This is a genomic window from Kitasatospora sp. NPDC029312, assembly GCF_055569215.1.
This window is the reverse complement of record NZ_JBVHXY010000049.1, coordinates 28,996-50,131: the sequence shown is the minus strand read 5'-3', so window position 1 is coordinate 50,131 and position 21,136 is coordinate 28,996. Positions and strand designations below refer to the sequence as shown.

The 21,136-nt window shown below is 69.4% G+C and carries 15 protein-coding genes; 6 read left to right on the top strand and 9 right to left on the bottom strand.

Translation table 11 applies throughout. The features are described 5' to 3' along the window. Positions 1–8: 8 nt before the first annotated feature. Positions 9–1,283: an ROK family protein gene (locus ACZ4WV_RS30235; RefSeq protein WP_465751822.1), complete on the bottom strand. Its 1,275-nt coding sequence runs from the start codon at positions 1,281–1,283 to the stop codon at positions 9–11. A gap of 232 nt (positions 1,284–1,515) precedes the next feature. Here ACZ4WV_RS30235 and ACZ4WV_RS30230 point away from each other — a divergent pair, with 232 nt between their 5' ends. After that, positions 1,516–2,961: a Rieske 2Fe-2S domain-containing protein gene (locus ACZ4WV_RS30230; protein WP_465751821.1), complete on the top strand. Its 1,446-nt coding sequence runs from the start codon at positions 1,516–1,518 to the stop codon at positions 2,959–2,961. A gap of 214 nt (positions 2,962–3,175) precedes the next feature. Here the strand turns inward: ACZ4WV_RS30230 and ACZ4WV_RS30225 are convergent, their stop codons facing one another. From ACZ4WV_RS30225 to ACZ4WV_RS30215, 3 genes are read right to left on the bottom strand one after another with little or no spacing between them, the layout of a single operon-like run. Further along, a complete protein-coding gene (locus ACZ4WV_RS30225) occupies positions 3,176–3,724 on the bottom strand; it encodes a hypothetical protein (protein ID WP_465751820.1) in 549 nt (182 codons plus the stop codon). Beyond that, a complete protein-coding gene (locus ACZ4WV_RS30220; protein WP_465751819.1) occupies positions 3,724–6,207 on the bottom strand; it encodes a helix-turn-helix domain-containing protein in 2,484 nt (827 codons plus the stop codon). The genes ACZ4WV_RS30225 and ACZ4WV_RS30220 overlap by 1 nt, the downstream gene beginning before the upstream one ends. Before the next feature lie 12 nt (positions 6,208–6,219). Next, entirely contained in the window at positions 6,220–6,858 is a 639-nt protein-coding gene (locus ACZ4WV_RS30215) for a hypothetical protein (RefSeq protein WP_465751818.1), read from the bottom strand. Positions 6,859–7,053: 195 nt separating this feature from the next. On the opposite strand from ACZ4WV_RS30215, the gene ACZ4WV_RS30210 reads away from it, so the two are divergent. Next, the gene (locus tag ACZ4WV_RS30210; protein ID WP_465751817.1) at positions 7,054–8,124 is read left to right on the top strand and encodes a HEPN-associated N-terminal domain-containing protein; all 1,071 of its coding nucleotides are present in this window, start codon (positions 7,054–7,056) and stop codon (positions 8,122–8,124) included. Between the two features lie 496 nt (positions 8,125–8,620). On the opposite strand, the gene ACZ4WV_RS30205 is transcribed toward ACZ4WV_RS30210, so the two are convergent. Further along, a complete protein-coding gene (locus ACZ4WV_RS30205; RefSeq protein WP_465751816.1) occupies positions 8,621–10,945 on the bottom strand; it encodes a helicase associated domain-containing protein in 2,325 nt (774 codons plus the stop codon). 231 nt (positions 10,946–11,176) lie between these two features. On the opposite strand from ACZ4WV_RS30205, the gene ACZ4WV_RS30200 reads away from it, so the two are divergent. The 4 genes from ACZ4WV_RS30200 (at position 11,177) to ACZ4WV_RS30185 (ending at position 16,482) form a co-directional block, all read left to right on the top strand. Next, positions 11,177–12,043, top strand: a complete 867-nt coding sequence (locus ACZ4WV_RS30200; protein WP_465751815.1) for a TniQ family protein — start codon at positions 11,177–11,179, stop codon at positions 12,041–12,043. Positions 12,044–12,311: 268 nt separating this feature from the next. Further along, positions 12,312–13,010, top strand: a complete 699-nt coding sequence (locus ACZ4WV_RS30195) for a TnsA-like heteromeric transposase endonuclease subunit (protein ID WP_465751814.1) — start codon at positions 12,312–12,314, stop codon at positions 13,008–13,010. 98 nt (positions 13,011–13,108) lie between these two features. Beyond that, positions 13,109–15,340 carry a transposase gene (locus tag ACZ4WV_RS30190; protein WP_465751813.1) on the top strand — a complete coding sequence of 744 codons (2,232 nt, stop codon included), beginning with the start codon at positions 13,109–13,111 and terminating at the stop codon, positions 15,338–15,340. Continuing rightward, positions 15,337–16,482: an ATP-binding protein gene (locus ACZ4WV_RS30185; RefSeq protein ID WP_465751812.1), complete on the top strand. Its 1,146-nt coding sequence runs from the start codon at positions 15,337–15,339 to the stop codon at positions 16,480–16,482. Before ACZ4WV_RS30190 ends, ACZ4WV_RS30185 begins: the two co-directional genes overlap by 4 nt. Positions 16,483–16,530: 48 nt before the next feature. On the opposite strand, the gene ACZ4WV_RS30180 is transcribed toward ACZ4WV_RS30185, so the two are convergent. From ACZ4WV_RS30180 to ACZ4WV_RS30165, 4 genes are all read right to left on the bottom strand, one after another. Continuing rightward, complete coding sequence (locus tag ACZ4WV_RS30180) at positions 16,531–18,237, bottom strand: hypothetical protein (RefSeq protein WP_465751811.1); 1,707 nt, start codon at positions 18,235–18,237, stop codon at positions 16,531–16,533. A 102-nt stretch (positions 18,238–18,339) separates the two neighbouring features. Further along, positions 18,340–19,089: a TatD family hydrolase gene (locus ACZ4WV_RS30175; protein ID WP_465751810.1), complete on the bottom strand. Its 750-nt coding sequence runs from the start codon at positions 19,087–19,089 to the stop codon at positions 18,340–18,342. Positions 19,090–19,109: 20 nt separating this feature from the next. Then, positions 19,110–20,399, bottom strand: a complete 1,290-nt coding sequence (locus tag ACZ4WV_RS30170) for a hypothetical protein (protein WP_465751809.1) — start codon at positions 20,397–20,399, stop codon at positions 19,110–19,112. Then, the gene (locus tag ACZ4WV_RS30165) at positions 20,399–21,115 is read right to left on the bottom strand and encodes a hypothetical protein (protein ID WP_465751808.1); all 717 of its coding nucleotides are present in this window, start codon (positions 21,113–21,115) and stop codon (positions 20,399–20,401) included. The genes ACZ4WV_RS30170 and ACZ4WV_RS30165 overlap by 1 nt, the downstream gene beginning before the upstream one ends. Between the last annotated feature and the right edge of the window lie 21 nt (positions 21,116–21,136).

The following is a 21,136-nucleotide window of genomic DNA, read 5'->3' as shown; positions in this document are numbered from 1 at the left end:
GACTCGATTCAGCCGTTGCTGCCGGAACGGGAACTGACGACTCTTTGAATGCACTGGGCAGCGGCTGCGACCGTGGTCTCGGTCTCAGTAAGAAGACCCGACACAATGAGGTTCGCCCAGATGTGCTCGAGGTCGTAGCGATCCCGGGCACTGCGGAACACATGCCTCTGTACGGCCTCCGCCATGGCGTCCAGGTAAACCGCCGCCGTTGAGTTCGCCTCACGGTCGGTCAACTCATCAACTCCCAAGAGGAAGATCCTCCCAGGATCAACGAGGTTGATCAGCGTTGCAAGTGCTCGCCCCATACAGCTCCCAGCTTCACCAAGGGCCCGAGCCGCGTCCTCATCGTTGGCCGCTACCGCCTTGCTCACCCGTTCGAAGCCTTCGAACTTCAAGGACTGAGAGATGGCGCGTGGAGTCGCGATTGCCTCCAGGCAGCCATAGTTCTTGCAGCGGCACATAGGACCATCGGGGTCCATGGGCAGATGGCCGAACTCCCCGGCCATGCCGCGAGCGCCCGTAAAGACGGACCCATCCGCGACGATTCCACAGCCGATGCCGTCCGACTTGAGCAGGACGATCGCGTAGGTCGAACTCGGCTCCTGCGTGAACCACAGGTGTCGCCGGGCAAGCGCGTTGGCGTCGTTCTCAAGCATGACCGGAAGTTGGATGGCCTCTTGTAGGTGGCTTCCCAACGGGGAAGGCTGGTCTTGCTCGCTCCCGATGTTCGACGAGTACTCCACCCAATTGTCCGCCGAGATGTGTCCTCCGAGCGACAGCCCGATGCCCTCGACGCGGGCTCCTCGCTCTTCGATCTTCTGGCGCAGCTGGCGAACAGCCTCGACCACAGACGTGATGAGGTCAGGGATCTTCCTCTCCGCGATGGGCACCGCGATGGGCGGCATCCCTTCGAACGGCTTCCCATCAAGGGTGACGGGCATCGCGACGACCCTGACCCCAGCGCTTCTCCCCGCTGGCTCGGCCTCGTCTTCCACAACGAGCCCGAGATGAACGTGCTTCGGGTTGACCTGCAAGGTGATCTCAGGCCGGCCCCGGCGTTCAATCGGGAACTGCTCGCCTTCAACGAGGAGTCCATCCTTGATCAGGGCGCGGGCCGCCCGACCCACAGTGGGCGCGGACAGTCCGCTCTCCGTGACATATCGCAACCGGGACATCGGGCGGTCCCCAGCGCAGATCACCGCCGCGAGCAGATCGGGTTCGACCTGCTCGGCGAGCTTCATGTGGAGCGCCACGCGCCTGTCTTCTGCAGCGAAGAATCGCACCGAATCCTCTCCTCTCATCTGCCGGGCCCCTAGGGGTCAAGCTTCCTCCGGGCTCACCATGTCCACCAGCGGACGCGAAGCCTGGGATTTTATGTTCCCAGAGTTACCAATGTCCAAAGATGTCTGGATTACCCGATTGGCCTAGACTCGCCGGTTTCAATGTGCGAGACTTGTGAAGAAAGATCACCGCCCGGCTGATGAGCCGGGCTACCGCCAGGCAGGGAGGCGGGACATGACCGAAACCACGAGCGACTCCGCGGGTGGATCGAAGAAGGTACGGCTCGGCTACGCCGCTCGGCCGCAGGCCGGACGTCCCTTCACCGCGACGGAACACCCCGACATCGTGCTGGTGGACGCGGACAGCTCCCATCCGCGGGCACTGGCGCGGCAGTGCCCGCACCGCGGGCACGACCTCGCTGTGCACGGCAAGATCAGCTCGGATGGCCACTTCGCGTGTCTTCACAAGGGGTATCAGTGGCGAGCCACGGGCGAGCCCACCCCGGACTGCCGGCCCGTCGGCGGGCTCGTCTTCGCTCGGGCCTACCGCGACGGGTCCGGCGTGTGGTGGGCCGACTTCGGGTCGGAGGACCGCCCGGAGGCGCAAACGGATGAGCCGGTCCTCGTCATCTCCTCGGCCCCGGTCGACCAGAGTTCACTGCTGGACGGGCATCTGGCGGAGCTTGCCGACTGTGCCGCGTCTGCTTTCCGGGAGGCTGCCCAGGCGCTGCGCGGCGGTACCGTCCGAGACGACGCGAAGGCAGCTCTGCGCGCGGCGTACGACCTCCTGGGCCAACTCGTAGCCGGCACCAGTGAGCTCGCCGCCCAAGCCGCCGCGGCGGCCGACTCCAGCGGCCTGTCCGACGACGTGCAGATCTACGATGCGTACTTCGGGATAGCCCGTGCCCCCCACCTGTCCGCCAAGCTGGCCGTGGCCAGCGCGGCTCCCACCCTGCGAGCCCTTGCCGCAGATCTTCTCCATGCGCCTCTGACCCCCGACGACGCGGCCTGGCTGACCGAGTTCGCCGCCCGCTTCCTCCTGACCTGTAGGACCGAGGTGCCGCACGCACCGCTGATGATCCGGGAAGACGTCGGGGAAGACCAGGCACTGCCCGTACATACCCCGCAAGCGCGGTGGCGGCTCGGCCATCGCGTGTACGCCCTGGCAAACCGGTCCGCGGCCGCCGCCCTTGCCGCCGCCGACACCCTGCTGAAGCGCGAGGACCGCTCCGGGACGGTCGCTCAGCTCCGCCAAGCGGTAGAAGACGTCCGCGCCCTCACGGCCGCGATGCACCTCGCCGCCGCGATGTCCGCCGATGCCTACCAGGCCTCGGTGCGCCCCACCATGGCCCCGCCGGCCCTGTCCATTGAGCTGACCGGGGCGATGAACGTCGACCACGGCAGCTACCGCAGCGCGCTGAGGGCCTTCATGGCCAGCTACGACACACCGTATGCCGAGGCCAAGATCCACTCGCCCGACCTCGCCCTGGCCCTCGAACAGGTCCTGCATGCCGATCTCAACGATCTCGAAGCGCACATCGTCCTCACCTACCGGCTTGTTGGAGAGGTCCCTGCCCTGGACGAGCACGCGGACGGCTCAGCGGTCCAGGCTCTGCGCGGCCTCTACCTGCGCCGCGTAGTTGGTTACGGCCCCTACCTCCGAATCAACCTCGCCGCTTAACGGTGCTGCGGAAACCGCCGAGGAGCCCGCGCTCCTGGTCGGCGCATTCCGGCCCAGCGGCGCGAGCCGTCGCCTGCTTGCGCCGCCACTTGTCGGGGCGGAACGGTTCCGCAGTGGAGAAGGCGGACGGTCGCCACCAGCTGGTGGCGACCGGGGATGCCGGTCAGCACATCCACGTCCGCCCCATGGGCGGCCCAGTGCGGCGGGTGATTGGTCAGGTCAGGTCGAAGTCGTTGGGGTCGAAGTCGAAGTCGTCGGCGGTGAAGCCGCCGTAGCCGACGCCGCCGTTGAAGTAGTCCGCGAGGGCCTGGCCGACGATCTGCCGCACCTCGTCCTCGTCCTCGGCGAGGGCCAGGGCGGCCGCCTGCTCGCCCGACAGGTTCAGGTGGATGTCGCGGGCCCGCACCGCGTCCGAGCCGCGGATCTCGAAGCTCACGGCACGGCCGACCCGGGCCCCGATCCCGGAGACGGTGCCGCGCTGGGCCAGCTGCCTGGCCTTGCGCTCCCGCCCGCGCTCGGTGGTCTGCACGCCGACCGCCTCGCGCTGCAGCCGCTCGGCGTCCTCCCCCTTGGGGTGGCGGGTGCCGTCGATCCAGCGGAGCACCGTGCGCGGCGCGACGCCGTAGGCGGCGGCCATGGCCTTGGTGTTCCCGCCGTACTTGCGCTCCCGCACCTGGCCGGCCTGCGTCGTGGACTGCACCGGTGCCTTCCGGGAGGGGAACAGCGCCTCCCGGACCCGGCCGAACAATCCCTTGCCCGCCATCAGTTCCCGCCTTCCTCATCGTCGTTGCCGGTGCCAGGCGCGCCGGGCTGCTCCTGGCCGAGCGCGGTGCCGTCGGTGGTGTAATGGTGGACCAGCTTGGAGGGGTGCTCCCGGCGCCCCATCGCCTCGATGGCGGCCTGGAGCGGGATCGAGGACTCGTGCTTGTGGCTGCCCGGGGCGATGCCCAGGCGCAGCGCCCCCGGCACCGGGGTGCCGTCGTCCTTGACCGGGAGCAGCTCCAGCGGCGAGGGGGCGTCGGCGGCGTACAGGTAGCTGTCCACGTTGACCGCAAACGGGGCCCGGCCGGTGAGCTGGAGCGTCTTGCGCAGGCGTCGGTGGGCGGCGATGCGGGCGGCGGCGATGACGTGGAAGCGGATCTCGGGGCGGTAGGACCAGGACGCCGCGATCTTCTCTAGCCACACCTGGTCGTCCAGGTGGCGGGCGGAGTCGGCCCACTTGCCGATCCCGCCCTTGTAGATGTTCTTGTACAGCCCCGCGAGGACCAGGGCGTCCGCGCGGGCCGGGTCGGCGCCGACGTCCTTGTGCACGGCATAGGCGGCCAGGAACTCGGCGGGGGCCTGGCCGTCGACCAGGCCGAGGTCAGCGTAGGCGCGCTTGTAGCCGCCGCGGATCCGGCCGGTCCACTCCTTGAGCAGCGGCGCGGTGTGCGTACTGAGGTACGCCTCGGTGATGGTGGCCGGGTCGAAGCCGTAGGTGGTGGCCATGTAGGCGACGGTCGGGGTGGCGTACCAGCCCGGTCCGGTCGGGGACTGGCCGTGGAAGGTCGCGGGGTGCGGCAGCAGCTCGTCCACCGCGATGCCAGTGAAGTCGCAGAACCACAGACCGGCCGTCTTGCCCTTGTTCCAGTCCGGGTTCTTCACCGCCACCAGCTCGCCGACGGGCAGGGGCAGGGAGTCGGTGACGGACAGATAGGAGGCGCAGACGTCTACCGCGACCGCGAACGACCGCCCGGCCTCCTCAGTGGTGAGCTCACGGGCCCACCACTTGTAGTCCTCCTCCTCGCACACCGCCTCGCCCTTGCCGAGGAGTTCGCGGGTCAGGGGATGCCGGGCCCCGGCGGCCGGCGCAACGCACACGTCGCCCTTCGGGAGGGCGCCCTCGCGCAGGTGGGAGGACCACTCCCCCGTCGTCTCGTCCTTCACCCACTCCACGCGCGGGCGCACCGCGTCCAGGAGCAGCATCGCGGTGGAGGCGGTGGTCGCGCCGGGGGCGGCGCCGAGGTCGGTGGTGAAGGCGCGGTAGCGGCGGGTCAGGGTGAGGCCGTCCTTGGTGCCGTCGGGGGCGGTGGCGAGCGGGGCGGCGAGGGCGCTGGTGGCCTGCTGGCGGGCGTCGCCCTGGCCGAGCCAGGGCGCGATGGTGACCCGGACCGAGGTCTTCGGTCCGCCGGCCGATCCGGTGCGGCGGAAGACGTGGAAGCTCGGGCCGATCTGGTCGCTGATCTCCATGCCCACCACGGCGGCGGCCTTGGCCAGCTTGGTGTGCAGCGCGGTCAGGGCCTTCTCGGTGGCGGGCAGGGTGGTGGGCAGGCCGAGCTGCCCCAGCGCGGCGGCGGTCAGGCAGACCATGCCGTCGCCGCCGCGCCCCGAGGCGTGGGCCCGCTCGACGCGCAGCGGCAGCCCGGTGCCCAGCCACGCGAACCAGTCGCCCAGCTTCACCCCGGCCGGAGCCGGGATCTGCGGCACGTCCAGCACCCACCCGCCGCCGTCCGGCGCGGCGTCCAGCGCGACCGCCGGCCACCAGCGCGCAGCGGCAGCGGCAGCGGACGGAGCTGCGGGGCGCGCCGAAGCCGGACGGGCTGCAGCCGGGCGGGCAGTGGTGCGGGCTGTCGCCGGGCGCGGGTTCGCCGGGGCGGGTGACGCGGTGGGTGCGGGCCGGACCGGCTCGGAGGCGACGGGAGCAACAGCGGGTGCGGGCGTGGCCGGGGGCTGCTCGGCCGGGGCCGGGGTCGGCTGCTGGGTGGCTTCGACGGCCGGCTCGGTAGCCGGGGTGGCGGGGCGGCAGAACCCGCCGAGGTGCATCGGGCGGCCCTGGGCACGGTAGACGGACGGCTGGCCGCACTGCACGCACGGTGCCGCGGCGGCCATCAGCAGCGAACCGTCCGGGTTCTGGTCGAGCACCGGGACGGCGGGCGCGTCGGCGGCATGCTGGGCGGCCGCCGGGGCCTGGACAGGCGTCTGCGGCGCGGCCGGGATCGGCGTCGCCGCGGGCTGCTCGGGCGCCGGGAAACGCGCGGCCAGGCCCTCCAGGAGGCGCGTGTAGGCCGGGGTGATGTCCGGACCCGGGACGGCAGTCCCGTCCTCCCAGGCGACCACCAGCGTTGAATTGACCCGCAGGGCCGCAGCGACCTGCGCGGGCGTGAGCCCGGCCGCCAGGCGCAGCCGCTTGCGCTCCGCCGGCAGCGGCAGACCGCTGCTCACGGCGGCGAGCAGCGCGTCGACGGAGTCGAACAGCTCGTCGGACATCGGGGCTTCTCCTCAGCGTCCGTTGGGGCGGGTCGGGTCGAGACGCGGGTCGCCGAACAGGGCGTCGAAGACGTCCTCGGTGACGCAGGCGATCAGTCCCTGCTCGGCGTCGCGCAGGGTGTAGCCGGCGCTGCGCCCGAGGTCGGCTACCGCGATCGGGACCCGGGGGCGGTAGTAGAAGGTCAGCTCCCGGCCGGCGAACTCCGTGGGCTCGGTCGCCCGATCCGCCGGGCTGAACGGCAGAGTGAACGACGGCAGGTCGGCGACGTCCGGCTCAGCGGCCAGGTGCAGGACGCCGTCGTCGGCGGTGCGGAACGCGGACACGAGGTTCACCCCGCCGCTGCGGCGATCCCTCGGCAGCCCGTGGCCCTCGAGGACCCGGCCGAGCTGGGAAGCGGACATCGCGGCCGCCGTGGCCAGCGCGCTCCGGTTCGAGTAGGCGCCGGCGGCGTCCGCGCGGGACATCGCCACCTCCTTGAACACCGTCAGGTGCTGGGTGAGGCGGCTGGTGCGGGCGACCAGGGCGACCAGGTCGTCGAAGTCGGCGGTCTGCGGCGGCTCCACCAACCGGTCGCCGCGGAGCCCGGCGAGCAAGGCGGCGCCCAGGTCGTCGGGCACCTCGACCTGCTCGCCGCCGATGCTGATCCTCACAAGAACTCCCCCATACAGTAGGACTCAACCAAATAGTAGAGATGTTCACTTTGGGAGTCCAGAACCCCCGGAAGAGGCGTACGGCCCGTGCCGCATACCATCGATGCGACAGAGCGCCGTGGTTTGCGAGCGACTCGGGCAAGATGGCGAACTCTGCGGGCAGACCTGGCCGATGCCGCCGCGTAGGCTCCGCACATGGGCGGAGCGAAGCGACAGATGGAGCTGGAGTTCGAGCGGGGCTGGGCCTCCCGGGGCGATCACGTGTGTGCGGGTTGCCTCAGCGACCTGGCTCTCAAGAAGGTGGTCTCGGATTCCGCCCAGGACGGTGAGGAATGCAACTTCTGCGGTGAGAGTCCTGCCGCTGAACTGGACGTCCTCACGGAAGCGTTCGTCAACGGGCTGAGGACCGAGTACGCCAACGCTGACGACGAGGGAGTCCCCTACGACAGCAGAGAGGGCGGCTACCACGTCGCCACCACCTGGGACACCTGGGACCTGGTGGGTGACCACGCCGAGGTCTTCGCCAACGAGGCGGTCCTGGAAGCCGTCCGCGACGCGATCGGCGACCAGACCTGGACCGAGATCGACTGGCAGCTCCTGCGCTACAACGAGCAGCTCACCTCCAGCTGGCAGTCCTTCTGCGAACAGATCCAACACAGGACCAGGTACGTTTTCTGGCTCCGCCGCGACGACGCGGACAAGGAGGAGGAACGCTGGGGGGAGATCCCGGCAGGCCGCATCCTCGATCAGATCGGCCGGCACATCCTGGACTTGGACCTGGTGCGGGAAATCCCCGCTGGCACAAGGCAGTGGCGTGTCCGCGAGGTACGGGACATCCGGGTGGCAGCTGGCTGGGGCGCCTCCGACCTCGGCACCGCGCCCCGCGAGTCCGCCCGGACCTCCAACAGGATGAGCCCGGCCGGCATCCCGATGTTCTACGGCGCGTTCGACCAGGACACCGCCGTGCGCGAGGTGACGCGCGGCAAGCCGCAGCGGCTGGCGGTAGGAACCTTCGAGCTCTCCCGGAGCAGCACGGTGGTCGACTTCACCAGGCTGCCTGAGGTGCCGTCGATGTTCGACCCCGAACGCGGCCACCAGCGGCGCACCCTGCTGTTCCTCCACCAGTTCGTTGCACAGATGGCGACGCCGGTTCGGGACGGCTACGACCAGATCGACTACGTGCCGACCCAGGTGGTCGCAGAGTTTCTCCTCAAGGTCTTCAACCCGGACAACCGCGCTCAGGGGCTGATCTATACGTCGTCTTGAACGGGCGGCCCTGCGCGGTGTTCGATCTCGACAGCAGCTGTTGCGTGGAGCAGGTGACGGGATGGAAGAACCAGCCCAAGACCCTCCTCGGGCTCGTCCCCGGATCGGTGCACATCGTCGACGCCAGCAGCTGACCATCGCGGCGCGAGGTGAGCAAGGAACTGCTCGCGTCCGGACGTCAGGGCGGCACGACGCCGCAGGACGAGCCCGTTCCTCCTCCGCACAAACCGCATACGGTCGGGCTTCGGCAGCCGAGCCACGGCGCCGTCTGCCTGGGCCGGCCTGTCCCCGGCAGACGGGAGGTCGTGCCCCCGCATCCTCACAAGGTCCCCGGCCGAAGATCCCGGCCTTCACACTGGGGAGCGCTCGCCCCGCTGTTCGCCTATGCGGGCTATCGCGCCCCGGCGCCGCGGGGGCGGTCGGCTACCGGTGGCCGTCTCGCTCCGACGCGACTCAACGCTCCCTGTGGGACAGGAGAAAAGGCTCGAAGGGGCGTTCAGGCCCGAGGGCGCCAGCGCATGTCGAGGGCTTCGAGGGCGTCGAGTTGTTCACGTGACAAGGCGCCAGGGTTCCGGCGCCTCTCGGCTATCCATCGGCCGAGCTGGAAGTCAGCGCCGTCCAAGGCGCACCGGTACCAGGACGGCACGTCGAGGTGCTGGTACTCGCGTTGGAAGGCACGGGCGGCCCTCAGTCCTCGGGTGAAGGCCCACTCCGAGGTACCGCGGGGGCGGCGCAGCAGGAGGGCGAGGGGGTGGGTGAGGGGGAGGGCGCCGAGGAGGTTGTGCCTGGTGTCGCCGAGCTTGCCGAGATTGTCGATCTGATCGTCAAGCCATCGGGTGAGCGGGGGTTCGGTCTGGGGGCGCAGTGAGGGGAATGCGAGCTCGCCCTTGCGGGCAGCGGCGAGGGCGTGGGCGTAGGTCCGTTTCCAGGTGGCGGGCCATGGCTCGCTCCACCAGGGGTAGATCTCAACGAGGGCCCGCTGGTAGCAGATAGGGAGGGTGCGGTCGCGTACTTCTCTGCGGCGGTCGGCGAGCCAGCGGCCGAGGTGGAGGCCGCCGTGGCGTTCGTCCGCTGCCGGGGCCAGGTGTCCGTTACGGCTCATGTAGTCGCGGGCGACCTGGAGTTTGCGTTCGATGCTGTGGGGAGGGTGGTTCCACCGCATGCTGAGGGTGTCGAGGGCCTTGATCCGGTCCGGGAGCAGCATGGCGTTCAGTCGTAGGGAGCGTTGCTGGCCGATCCACCAGCCGAGGTAGAAGCTGTCGGGGCCGAGGTAGCGGCTGGGGACGTTGAGGTGTCCGTGTTCGCGGTGGAAACGCTCGGCGCTGACGAAGCCGTAGTCCCAGAGCTGGTTGGGTGCGGGGGTGTCGCGGAGGTCGAGGAACTGGAGGATCTCGTCGGCGCGTTCGGGGGCGGCGGCAAGTTCGGGTTGTGCAGATTCGCCCCGGCGGTGCGCTTCCAAGTGTTCCACGCGGTGGAAGGTGTGCTCGTCGTAGAGGCTGAGAGCAATGAGGACCTCGTAGAGAAGGCGCCAGGGTGTCCTCTTGGTGGCTTCTCCCATGTCGTCGCCGGGGGCGAGGTAGATGGGGATGACGATGGTGGAGATCTTTCCGTCGCCCGGTGTCTGGCGCAGTGCTCGGCCGACGGCTTGGACGATGTCAACGGTGCTGGTCTTGGGGTGGGCGAACAGCACGGAGTCGATGGCGGGGATGTCGACGCCCTCGCTGCAGCAGCGGCAGTTGGTGAGGACCGCGCGGTGCGGGGGTGTGGCGCCGAGTGCGGTGTTGAGGGGGGTGGCGGCGAAGGCAGCGTACGCCTGGTGTTGTTCGAAGGGGGTCTGGCGGGAGTTGACGGTGCCGACGTGCAGCAGCGAGCGGTCGAAGTCCGGGCGAAGGGCGGCTGTGTCGGGGAGGGTGTCGGCGAAGGTTTCTGCGGCGGCGATGGACGGATGGAAGGTGAGGGTGCGGCGCAGGTCGTAGCGCTGTTGGGCGAGGGTGAGGGCGAGTTGGGCCGCTGCTGCGCGCAGTGCTTCGGATGTCCAGGTGCTGGTGTCACGGCGCAGGGCATGGAGCAGGTCTTCGTTGCGAATGGTGATGACGACGATGCGGTAGTCGGCGAGCAGTCCCTGGTTGATGGCTTGCGCGAGGGAGATGCTGTAGACGGTGGGTCCGTAGAGGCTGTGGTCGTCCATGGAGGCGACGACCTGGTTGCGCGGCATGCCGCGTTCGTCGCCTGCTTGCCGGTCGAAGACGAGGGGGGTGGCGGTCATGTAGAGGCGGTGCCGAGCAGGAAGCGCGTCGTTGTCGTGGACCTGCGCCCAGGCTTTGTCGAGATTGCCGGTGGTGTGGTGGGCCTCGTCGACGACGAGCACGTCCCAGCCAGGCAGGTGGTGGGTGGCGTGTGTCTGGGTGACCTTGTCCAGGGACTGGTAGGTGCAGAACACGTTGAGCGGCCCGTCGGACAGGGCGGACAGGGCCGCGAGGTCCTCCGGCTGGTCGACCATGGTGAGGACGTCGGCCAAGGCCGGATCGGCCGGGTTCTCGCGCGAGCAGACGCCGATGTATCGGCCCGGACGTCCTTCGTGGTGCCACAGGGACGCGGTCTGTTCGAGCAGACGCAAGGACGGTACGACCACGAGGGCGCGCCCGTGCGGGGCCGTCTCGTGGACCGTGTTCAGCGCGACATGGGTCTTGCCGCTTCCGGTGGCCATGGTGATCGTGGCCCGGGATGCGCCCTCCTTGAAGACGGACACACACGAGTCGACGGCCAGGTCCTGGTGTCCGCGAAGGGGACTGCGCAATGCCTCGTACGTCGGCGTGGCCAAGGTCCCTCCCTGGTGGCTGCCAGCCAACCTCACGTCGAGCGTGGTAGGGAGGGTCGGTGGCAGGCGGAGATCTGCGGATGGTTCACCCGAAGGGGTGACCGCTTCTTGCCCCGTGAGTCGGCGCGCTGGTGGGCTGCAGTGCCGGCAGCTGGCTGGGAGGGCAATGTGACGGAAGGTATGCCGAGGCTGAGGTTCGGCCCGCGGTGGCCGCTGCCCAACGGAGTGCGTCTGGTGGGCGGCGAGTCGACGGGCTCGTTCGTCGCACGGCTCGCGCACGGCAATGGACTGGGGCTGGCCGAGTTCCTCGGGCGGGTCGGTCAAGGGCAGGCTTCGGCCGATCCCGAGCGGGTCGAGCGGTACCCGCAGTGCACCGAGATGTACGTGAACGAGGCCGGGCTGTGGCACCTTGCAATCTTGTCCAACCGATCGACCGACATGCTGCGTCAGGTACTTCCAAGCCTGGCCGATCGGTACGTGCTTCCCGGTTGCGGCGAGGCACTGTGGCAGTGGCCGTGGGAGGCCGAGAACGGGTATCCGGTCCGCCGGTGCGCCCTATGCGGGTATGCGCGCCGGATCAGCGAGCCGGTGTGGCTGATCTCGTCGGAACCCTGGCAGGTGTGTCTGCGGCATCTGAGGTGGACGGACGATTCCCGCCGGCAGGAGGAGGCTTCCTTCGTGGATCTGAGGGTGCTACCGGAGTGTGTGCGGGCCCATCAGGAGCGGCTGCGGCTGGTTCAGCGATTCAAGGCGGCCGGGGGCAGGTTCTTCGCGGATGCCTCCCAGGTGGTGCGGCTTTGGTGGGCGGGTGCGCCGGAGGAGCCGCTGTGGGCAGAGCGGGCTTGGCGGGCGGGGCTGGGAGCCCGGACGGCCAGGGCCGTGCCGTTGGTGATCTATCCGGAGGCGGCGGCCTTGGCGTGGTCGATGCTGCGTTTCAAACGCGGTGGCCGGTTCAGCGGCCTCGACCGGAGCCGCTGGCTGAGGGAGGCAGAGGACCTGATGGCGGGGGCAGGGCTGGACTGTACGGTGGGCAGGGACGAGCTCCTGCGCTGGGTCGAGGGGCGCGGCAGGCAGGACTCGCGTGCGGGGCATCCGTCGTGAGTGGCTCCGGCAAACAACGCCCGCTCGGAGGGTGGTCGTTGCTGTCGTACAGGAGAAATCGGGTCGCAGCCGCATGCCTGTCTCCGACCAGTGCGGGTGCTGTGCTATCTGCCGGTTCTGCGGACCCTGCACGAGGCCGCAGAACGGACACGGGAGCGGGCTGGCGTCAAGGAAGCTCATCCGTTCAGGTGACACTCCTTGCTCTCCCCCGGCCCGGGCGGGGTGTCTTCAAGCTGGTTGCGTCCGGGAGGAGTGGAAGGGGAGTCCGGTGCGGGACATCGTCGGGTGGCACGTGGACGAGCACGGTGAGCTGACGTCGTCGCGCGCGGGTGACCTGGCGGGTGTGGCACTCGAGGAGCGCCAGCCGCCGACGGATCCCGTCGCCTATCACGACCGCCAGGGCATCATCACCGCGTGGCCGTCATCGTCGCGGTCGAGGGTGGTGTGCGGGTCGCTGCGACGGCTGCGGGTGGCGGTGGAGCTGGACTTCACAGCGGATATCGGGCAGTTCAGCGGTGAGCCTGTCGAACTGCACTGGCTGCAGGGCCGCGTGCGGCACCGGTGGCGGCCGGACTTCATCGCCCGCACACGCGGGGGTTCCCGCTGCGTGGTGGTCGTCCCGCCCGAGCGCCGGTCGGGGCCTCAGTGGCAGGAACGCATGGCGGCACTGCACGAGGTCGCGCAGGCGGCCGGCTGGACGGTGCGCCTGTGGCCGGTGCCGCACGGAACGCGGCTGGCGAACCTCATGTGGCTCTCGGGCTACCGCTTCCCCGCCCAGCGCGAGCACGAGCGGGAGAAGGCCGTCCTGGACGCCTTCCGCCGGCGGCGGCCGCTGCACGAAGGCATAGCTGCGTGCGGGGTACCGCAGCTGGTGGCCCTGGACCTCGCCTACCGCCTGATGTGGCAGCAGCGTCTGCGATTCGACTGGACGCGGCCCCTGCTGGCCGATGCCCCGGTGTGGGCCTGAGAGGAAGCGTCATGACCAGAAGAGGACTGCCAGGGCGATTCGAATGCGACCGGGTCCGACTCGGCGACCGAATCCGCTGGCGGGGCGAGGAATTCCGTGTGGACGCCTTCGCCGGGCCGATCATCACCCTGTCACCGGTGGCGGGGACCGGGGCGGGCGGGCCGGTCGATGCCCTGTACGCGGCGGTGGTCGGCGCTGCGGACTTCGCCGTCCTGGACACGGCGGGCCTGCCTGTCGAGCGCACCGGGCTGCCGCCCCTGGGAACGCTGCTGCTGGGCGTGAGCAAGGAGGACCGTAAGCAGGCCCTGAAGTGGCACCGGCACATCAAGGAGATCGACACCGGGATCCGCCCCGGCCGCCTGCTCTCCCGTCCCGGCTACGACCCGGACACCACCACAGTCGCGCAGCGCTGCAAGGCCAAGGCCGCCGAACTCGAGGACCTGGACGACACCTCCATCAGCTGGCGGACTCTGGACGACAAGCGCCGCAAGTGGAAGGCCGCGGGCGAGAATCCGCTGGTGCTCATCGTGGACGGGCGCAAGGGCCGCGCCCCCCGGCCCGGCGGGAACACCGATCCCCGCCTGATCGAGGCCATGCACGAGGTGACGCAGGAGCTGGCGCGGGAGTCCGGAGGTCGGATCAACCGGGCGCTGGACCTGGTGGAGGAGCTGGTGCAGCGGCGGTATGCCAAAGAGCTCCGGGACCCGGCGGAAGCCGAGCGTCTGCTGTTGCCGCAGTCCACGTTCTACAAACGGATGGCCGAAATCGGACTGTCTGACGTCCTGCGGCAGACGACCCGACAGCGCTCGTCCCGGGCCAGCAAGCCGAACAAGCCCTTCATCCCTTCGCACGCGCTGAAGCCGGGCGAACTGACCCAGATGGACACCACTCCCCTGCGGGTCAAAGCTCTGAGCGAGGACGCGGAAGTGGTCTCGGCTGAGCTGACCTCTCTCATCGACATCGCCTCCCGCAGCGTGGCCGCGCTGATGATCGTTCCGGCGGTCACCGGAGACGGTCCAGTCGGCCAGCGGACCGGTGGCCGGGCGACCCGGGCCTTCGACCTCGTCCTCACACTCGCGCAGTGCTTCGCTCCCCTGCCGACCCGGCCCGGCTGGGATCCGCTGACCGCCGCATCGGCGTCCGCTCTTCCCTTCGGCGAGCTGCACGCGGCAGACCCCCGTTTCACCGAAGCGACTGCGGCCCGGCCCGTCATCCACCCGTCTACGATCATTCTCGACCAGGGCAGCCCGTACCTGAGCCAGCATTTCGAGGACGTGTGTGCCTTCCTCGGCATCGCCATCCGGTACGCACGCAAGGGCCGGCCCACTGACAAGCCCATCGGCGAGCGGTTCTTCTCCACTCTCGCCGACTCCTTCAGCCAGTACGTGGCCGGCTGGACCGGCCGCAGCCATCAGGTGCGTGGGCGCGGTATCGAACGCGGTCCCCTGTGGACCATCAACGAACTCCAGCAAATGGCCGACGAGTGGGTGGCGCTCGAGTACCAGCAGTTGCCGCATGAGGGGCTGACCCACCCCGCACTACCCGGACTGGAGTTGTCCCCGAACGAGATGTACGCGGCGATGGTCTCCCGCTCCGGGTACCGGCCCCGACCACTGACGCCCGAAGACAACCGCAGGCTGCTGGTGCCGGCGTGGGTGACGGTCAACGACAAGGGCTTCGAGGTCGACAATCGCCCCTACCAGAGCGCCTCGGGTGAGCTGAAACCGCTGCAGGGCCTGGACTCCGGGCTGCCGGAGCCCGGCAGCGGCGGCAGGTGGGAGGTCCGTTACAACCCCTACCGGCCCGAGGTCGCCTGGCTGTACGACCACCGCGGCGACGGCCGGTGGATCAAGGCGGAGTTCGTCCACCGGCACCTGCTGAACGATCCGTGGACCGTCGACCACTGGGACACGGCCACCGCCCAGGTCCTCGCGGACGACGGCCGCAAGGACCACCACGCCGCCATCGCACTGGCGGTGAAGGAACGGCGACGCCGCAGCCGCACCGCTCCCCCACGCAGCAGCCGCACCAGCCCCGTGCTGCCCTTCCAAGGGCCCGTGCTGGAGACCCAGGAGACGCCCGCGGACCGGTACGCCGGACTCGGCGATATCGACCTCGACGCGATCGTCCCCTACCGCACACAGCCCCTGCCCGCCGGCCGCCCCGAGCCGGCTGGGCACCCCGCTCCCACCAGCGCCGCCCTGGCCGGCCTCTTCGGTGACACTCCCGACGACGAAGACGACGAAGACGGCGAGGACGGGCAGGTCGCACTCCTCTCCGGGGACTCCCCCGCCGATACCTTCCCCGCTCTTCCCGGAGGAGAACTGTGAGATCTTCGGTCGCTCTCAGGAACAAGCGGCAGGAGCGCGCACTGCAGCGGGCGCGCAGCGCGCCGATGCGCCCGGAATGGCTCTACGTCCTCACCGGGTGGAACCACTTCGCCCGCGAGGACCTCACAGCCCCCGACCTCGACACCCATCCCGCGCTGGCCAAGGACGAGCGCAAGAACGAGCCCCGCCTCAGCTACCACGCACACCTGATGGTGGTAGAGAGCAGCAACATCGACGCTGCCGTGACCGAGGCACTGAACGCGGTCATCGTGAACGCCGGCCGCCGTGACGGCCTCCTGGACCGGGTCATCGACGGACCCTCCGGCACCGGCAAGAGCCTGCTGCTGCGAATGATCGGGCGCAGCGTGCAGCGCGACATCGAGGACCACACCACGGAGAAGATCACCCAGATCCCCGTAGTGCACATCCTCGCGCCGGCGGACACCGACAGCAAGGTCAACTGGATCTGGGAGATCGCCTGCTTCCTTGGGCTCAACACCGAGCCCACCAGCGAGGACGAACTCCTGCGCTGGCGCAGTTACCCGGACCTCTCCGTGCCGGTCAACTACGTCCTGGAGACCGCACTGACCCGGCTGCTGCTCGTCGACGACATCCAACGCGTCACCCCGGCCCAGCTCGCCCCGGTTCTGCACTACTTCGACTACCTGCGCAACCGGCTCGGCATCACCACCATCTTCTGCGGCTCCGGTGCCCAGACCATCGTCCACGAAGCCCGCGCGCTCGCCGACCGGCACTCCCTGGTGCTGCAGCAACGGACCGAACGCCTCACCAGAGCCCGGGCCAAGGACCCGGCCGGCGCCAGCCGCGCAACCGACGACGCGAAGGACGACCTCGTCTACGGACGCCTCCCCGTCACCTGGCTCGACCCGCTCCCCTTCCACGGCCAGAACAAGAACACCTTCCTCAAAGCCCTCGCCGGATACGAGCAGCACCTGCGCCTGCACAACCTCGACGAGCACGCCCTGACCAAGCACCACCAGTACCTCCACGACCGCACCGGCGGCTACTTCCGCGACCTGTCCCAACTGATCAGCCAGGCCGCCAGGCGCGCCATCCTCACCGGCACAGAGAACATCACCCGCACCGAACTCGACGCCGTCACCACCGGCCGCGGGCATTGAGTCCGCTCCAGCTCACGGCCGGAGGGTTATGCGTGGCCTGGCGGTCTGTCAGCCGTGGCTCTGGAGCCAGCGGTGCAATTCCGTATAGCTGCACACCCGGCGCAGAGTCGAGCCATCAGGGCCGGTGGCTACGGTTTGGGTAGCTGGGCCGAGCAGGGTGTAGGGCACGTGCGGGAGACAGACGATGCCGACGATGCGCTGGAAGCGGCTCAGGTCGTAGTTCCGGCCGACCGGGGTATCGGTGAGGGTCTGGACAACGGAGTCCCATTTCGCGACGGCCTTGTCCACCATGCTGGCGACGTTGTTGACGGTACGGAAGACGCCTGCATCGTAGGAGTAGTTGTACGGGACGCTCTTGCAGGAGACGAGGAGCAGGGTAGTCCCGTTCTCTCCTACCGCGTCCAGGTCGGTGATGGGGCCGCTGCCGTCCGGGTCGGGCTTCATCCCACGGACGAGTCCTGAACGGGGTTTCCACGCCGAGTTGTCGAGGAGGTATTGCACGTCGGTTTCGAACCGGTCAGCGCGGGCGTTCGGAAGCGGCCCGCCGCCGTCGGGGGCGATCGTGCACATGCGTATGAGATGCCGGCTGGCACAGGCCACGTCGATGAGCACGTCATCACCGGCCGGGTGAAGCACCGGTCCCGGCTCGTTCGGCCACAGCACGACCTTGAGTGATTCGAGACCGTCGAAGACCTCGGCACCAGCGGCTGGAGCGGATCCTGGGAACCATTCCTCGAAACGGGGCTGGAGCGCCGGAAGCGCCTCGTCGACGACCTCTTGGAGGATCTGTCGGGGCATGGTGAGGTAGCCGTAGCGGATGACGCTGAGCCCTCCTGCACCGGTGAACTCCCGCAGGTACCAGTAAAGCGCCTGCAGAATCGTCAGCACTGCGGGGAAGGCAGGATGCCACCATCCGGTGCCGGGTCGCTTCACGCCGGCGAGCACCTCTGGCAGTGCGGCGATCGACGAGACATGCGGAACGAAACGACCCCGTACGGTCAGCCATGCATCGTCTTTGAGCGGCCCGTAGAACGCTGGGAGATCCTGCCACGCGGGCAGCTCATTCACAGTGAAGATCGGAGCCGGGTCACCGGTGCGCAGGTCCGGCGACAGGATGCGGGCACCGGGGGCGAGCAAGCCGTCTTCTCCCTCGGCGACACGGAGATCGTAGAGAGCGATGGCCTGGTCAACGGCCGGCTCGGGGATCGCATCCGGAAGCCCGTCCGCGGCGGCACGGAACGAGGTGCCCTTACCGGCGCGCCGCAACTTGGAGTGGATCTCACTCAGAGCGATTGTCATCGCGCTCAACCGTAGGACACGTCGAACGACGCCGTCTGTGATGGGAAAGGCGATCTGCCCGTCTGTAGTGGGAAGTTGCGGACATTCTCTGGCACTGGTCGCTGCCATGAGTTCCATCAGAGCCCGATCGGACGGACCGGTGGTGGCCAGACGGCCGTCGAACAGGTCGGGCAGGCGCCGCAGGTACCAGAGCCACTGCGCGGACGGGTAGGACTGGGTCATCGCGGCGATCTGCGTCTCGACGTGCTGACGCACTCGACCGAAGTACTCGCCCGCCGCGGGCGGGTCCAGGACGTAGCCGGCAGGAAGCGGATGTGCGATCACCGCGTCGTGGACGGTCTTGAGCATCCACGACGCCATGTGATGCCGCTGTCCGTCGGCTAGGTCGGCGAGCTGCATGGCAAGTGCGTCGACTACTTTGGGGGGAAAGCGCTTTTGCGTGGTGGGGCGGCTCACGGCATGAGGATGCCATACCCGAGGTGTGCCCGGTCGGCGTTCCAGAAGCTCTCGACGCCATCGCCACCGGCCGAGACCACTGGCCCCGCTCCCACCCGGATGTCACAGCGGGAGCGAGGCGAGGTGTGATCGCATGCGCCGGCTGAGCTGAGCCGAGCACTGAGTGTCACGGACGAGCGCGGCCAGGTTCCGCCACACGATCCGGCGCATGTCTTCGGGTGTCGTCGCATGGTGGCGGGCGAGGGCGTGCTCCAGCTGGGCGATGTTGCCGGGACGTGGTGAGGAGGAACTGCGGTCCCCGAAAGGGTGGTCGGTCTCGGTCAGGAGCCGGTCGAGGGGGATGGATTCCAGAAGCGAGGTCCTGCGCGCGGCGGAGGCGTTGAGAGAGAAATAGCAGCCGAGACTGACGGCGCGGGCCGTCTGCGCGGCGTCGCCGAGCCACCAGTGGAGAACCATGCCGGGCGCTGGAAATTGCTCCAGCTCGTCCAGGACCTCCTGGTGGGCGGCGTGGCTATGGATGCTGGTGATGCGCGGGGTGCGGGTCAGAATGTCGAGGACGGCTCGGAAGGTCGCCTGTTGACGACCCATCGGAACTCGGCTCCCTCCGTCGAGTCCGATCTCGCTGACCAGCGGGGTGTGCTCGATCAGCCAGGCGAAACTGTCGGGGTCGAAGTTTGCGTGGCTGCGAGCGAGTCCGGGGTGGACGCCGACTCCCCAGATGATCTGTGTGTCCTGCCGTCGGACGGCTCGGGCGGCCTCGTCCGGGGAGCGGGTGGCCGCGAAAACCACTGCTCCCAGGCCCGCAAGGTCGTCGGCTGGGACACCGGTGTCGATATGCGCGTGCAGGTCCAACGGTGGCAGTGCGCTCGTCCTCATGTGTAGAGCAACTCCAGCTCTGCGACGCCTCGCTGGCACAGCTCGTATGCCTGGCGGGTGGGATACTCGACGGGAAGGTTCAACGTGGTGATGTCAGCAGGGCGCAGGCCGCGCGCGAGGAAGGTGCGCAGCGACGGTTCGACGGACTTGCTGCGCAGGTAGGCGTGCAGGGTGTCGTCGTGGCGGGTGTGGAGGTAGTCGGTCGAGTCGTGGAGCTGTGCGGCGCGGAACGAGGCGCGGCGCAACAGGCACCCGAAGCACACGCCGCAGTGGGTCCGTACGGGGATGCGATGGCTGCGGTGCCCGGTGTGGGCGCAGGAGTGGGTGCGGCTGAGGAATTCGGCGGCCGGGTTGGGGCCAACGAGTTCGGCGGCTTGGAGGAACATCTCGCCTTTGGTGCGGTCGGCGAAGGGGTTGTGGATGTCGGCGTGGGCGCCCGCGTCGCTGGCGATGGCGGCCAGGGTCTGCAGGAAGAACGGGTGGGTGGTGCGGGTGGACAGGGCGCCGCGCTGGTCGGCGGTGAGGGGGATGTTGAGCGATGCGAAGCCGTTCTCCGGGATCCACAACGGCACGTGCTCCACGGACGCGGCGGCCAGGCCCAGGGCGAGGAACAGCAGGGATCGGGTGCGGGTGGAGTACTCGTTGGGCAGTTTGGCACTGTCGGGTCGGCGAGCCCTTCGGGAGAAGCGCAGGGCCTGGTGGTGCTGCGGGGGCCCGTCGATGAGGCGGGCGATCTCGGCGGCGGTGTCCTGCTGGACAGGCGCGAGGGTAGTGGCGCCGACGTGGGACAGGAGCAGGTGTCGCTCCGGTCCGAGGTCGTGGCGTGAGACCAAGGCTCCGACTGCGGAGTCCGCACCGCCGCTGAGTAGGATCACGCGCCGTATGCCGGGACACGGCGCGTCCCGGACGATTTCCTGCGGGGCGGCGGCGCGGCAGAAGCTGATCGACCAGCGGTCGCCGGACAGGAACCCCAGGAGTTCCTCGAGCCGGCCGCGGACCGCGTCCCAACGCGCCGGCACGTAGACGGGAACGTCCAGTTCGAAGGTGCGCCGGGTCCAGTTCGACCGGGCGGCGCGGCGCGGGGTGGTGCGGTCGGCGGCATAGACAAGAGCGGCGAGGCGGACCAGTTCAACGTTGGGTTCGGCAACGGGGCCCAGCTTGCCCAGGCACGGCCCGAGCGTGGAGACGAAGGATCCGCCCGGGCCGGGGGGCCACCAGAAGGTGGTGGTGCCGGTGGCAGCCGGCCGGGAGATGTCTGCGTCCAGCTGCAGGGTGTAGGCGGGCATCAGGACTCCATCCAGATGGACCGCATCGCACCGATACCCTCTTCGACGGCTCGGGTGATCTCAGCAGTGCTGGGTCCGGTGATCGTGAGGGAGGCTCGGTCGGCCAGGGCGCGCGCGGTTGCGAGCAGTTGGCGCTCGCCGTCCGCGGTGGCCCAGGCGGGGCGGGATCCGTCGTTCATCGCCGCCGCGGTCTCGCTGACGACAGCTTCGAAGATGATCAGGGCCAAGGTCTCCCGGACGACTTCCTCGGGGCTTGGAGGTGTGTCGGCAGTGCCCGCGTCCAGGACCCATTGGGCGACCTCGCTGGCGACGAAACGGCGTTCCTGGTCCTCGACGGTGCCGTCGGACAGCGGCCCGCAGGCGGCCTCCACGATCCGGCGGGTCCAGTCAACCGGATCGCTGGCTGCGGCCTGCAGTTGCGCGTAGTCCAGGCCCAGTTCGGCAAGCGCCTGCACGTTGCCGGTGCGGTAGGCGTACGCCGCGGCCGCGGCCCGGCCGGCCGTGCGGGAGGACTGCGCGACGGTGCGCTGCGCCCCTCCCCCGGCACGACTCCCTCCCCCGGCTCCCGCACCGCCCGCCCCTCCTGCACCGGGGCCGTCCGCGTGCCCACCCGAGGGCCTGAACAGGCCAAGGGAGGGCAGCAGCCGGTCCGGGTCGAGCTGCTGCGCGGGTGTGTCGGGGCCGGAGTCGGCCAGAGCGTCGAGCCACTGCGTCACGTTACTCTGGAGCTGCTTGCT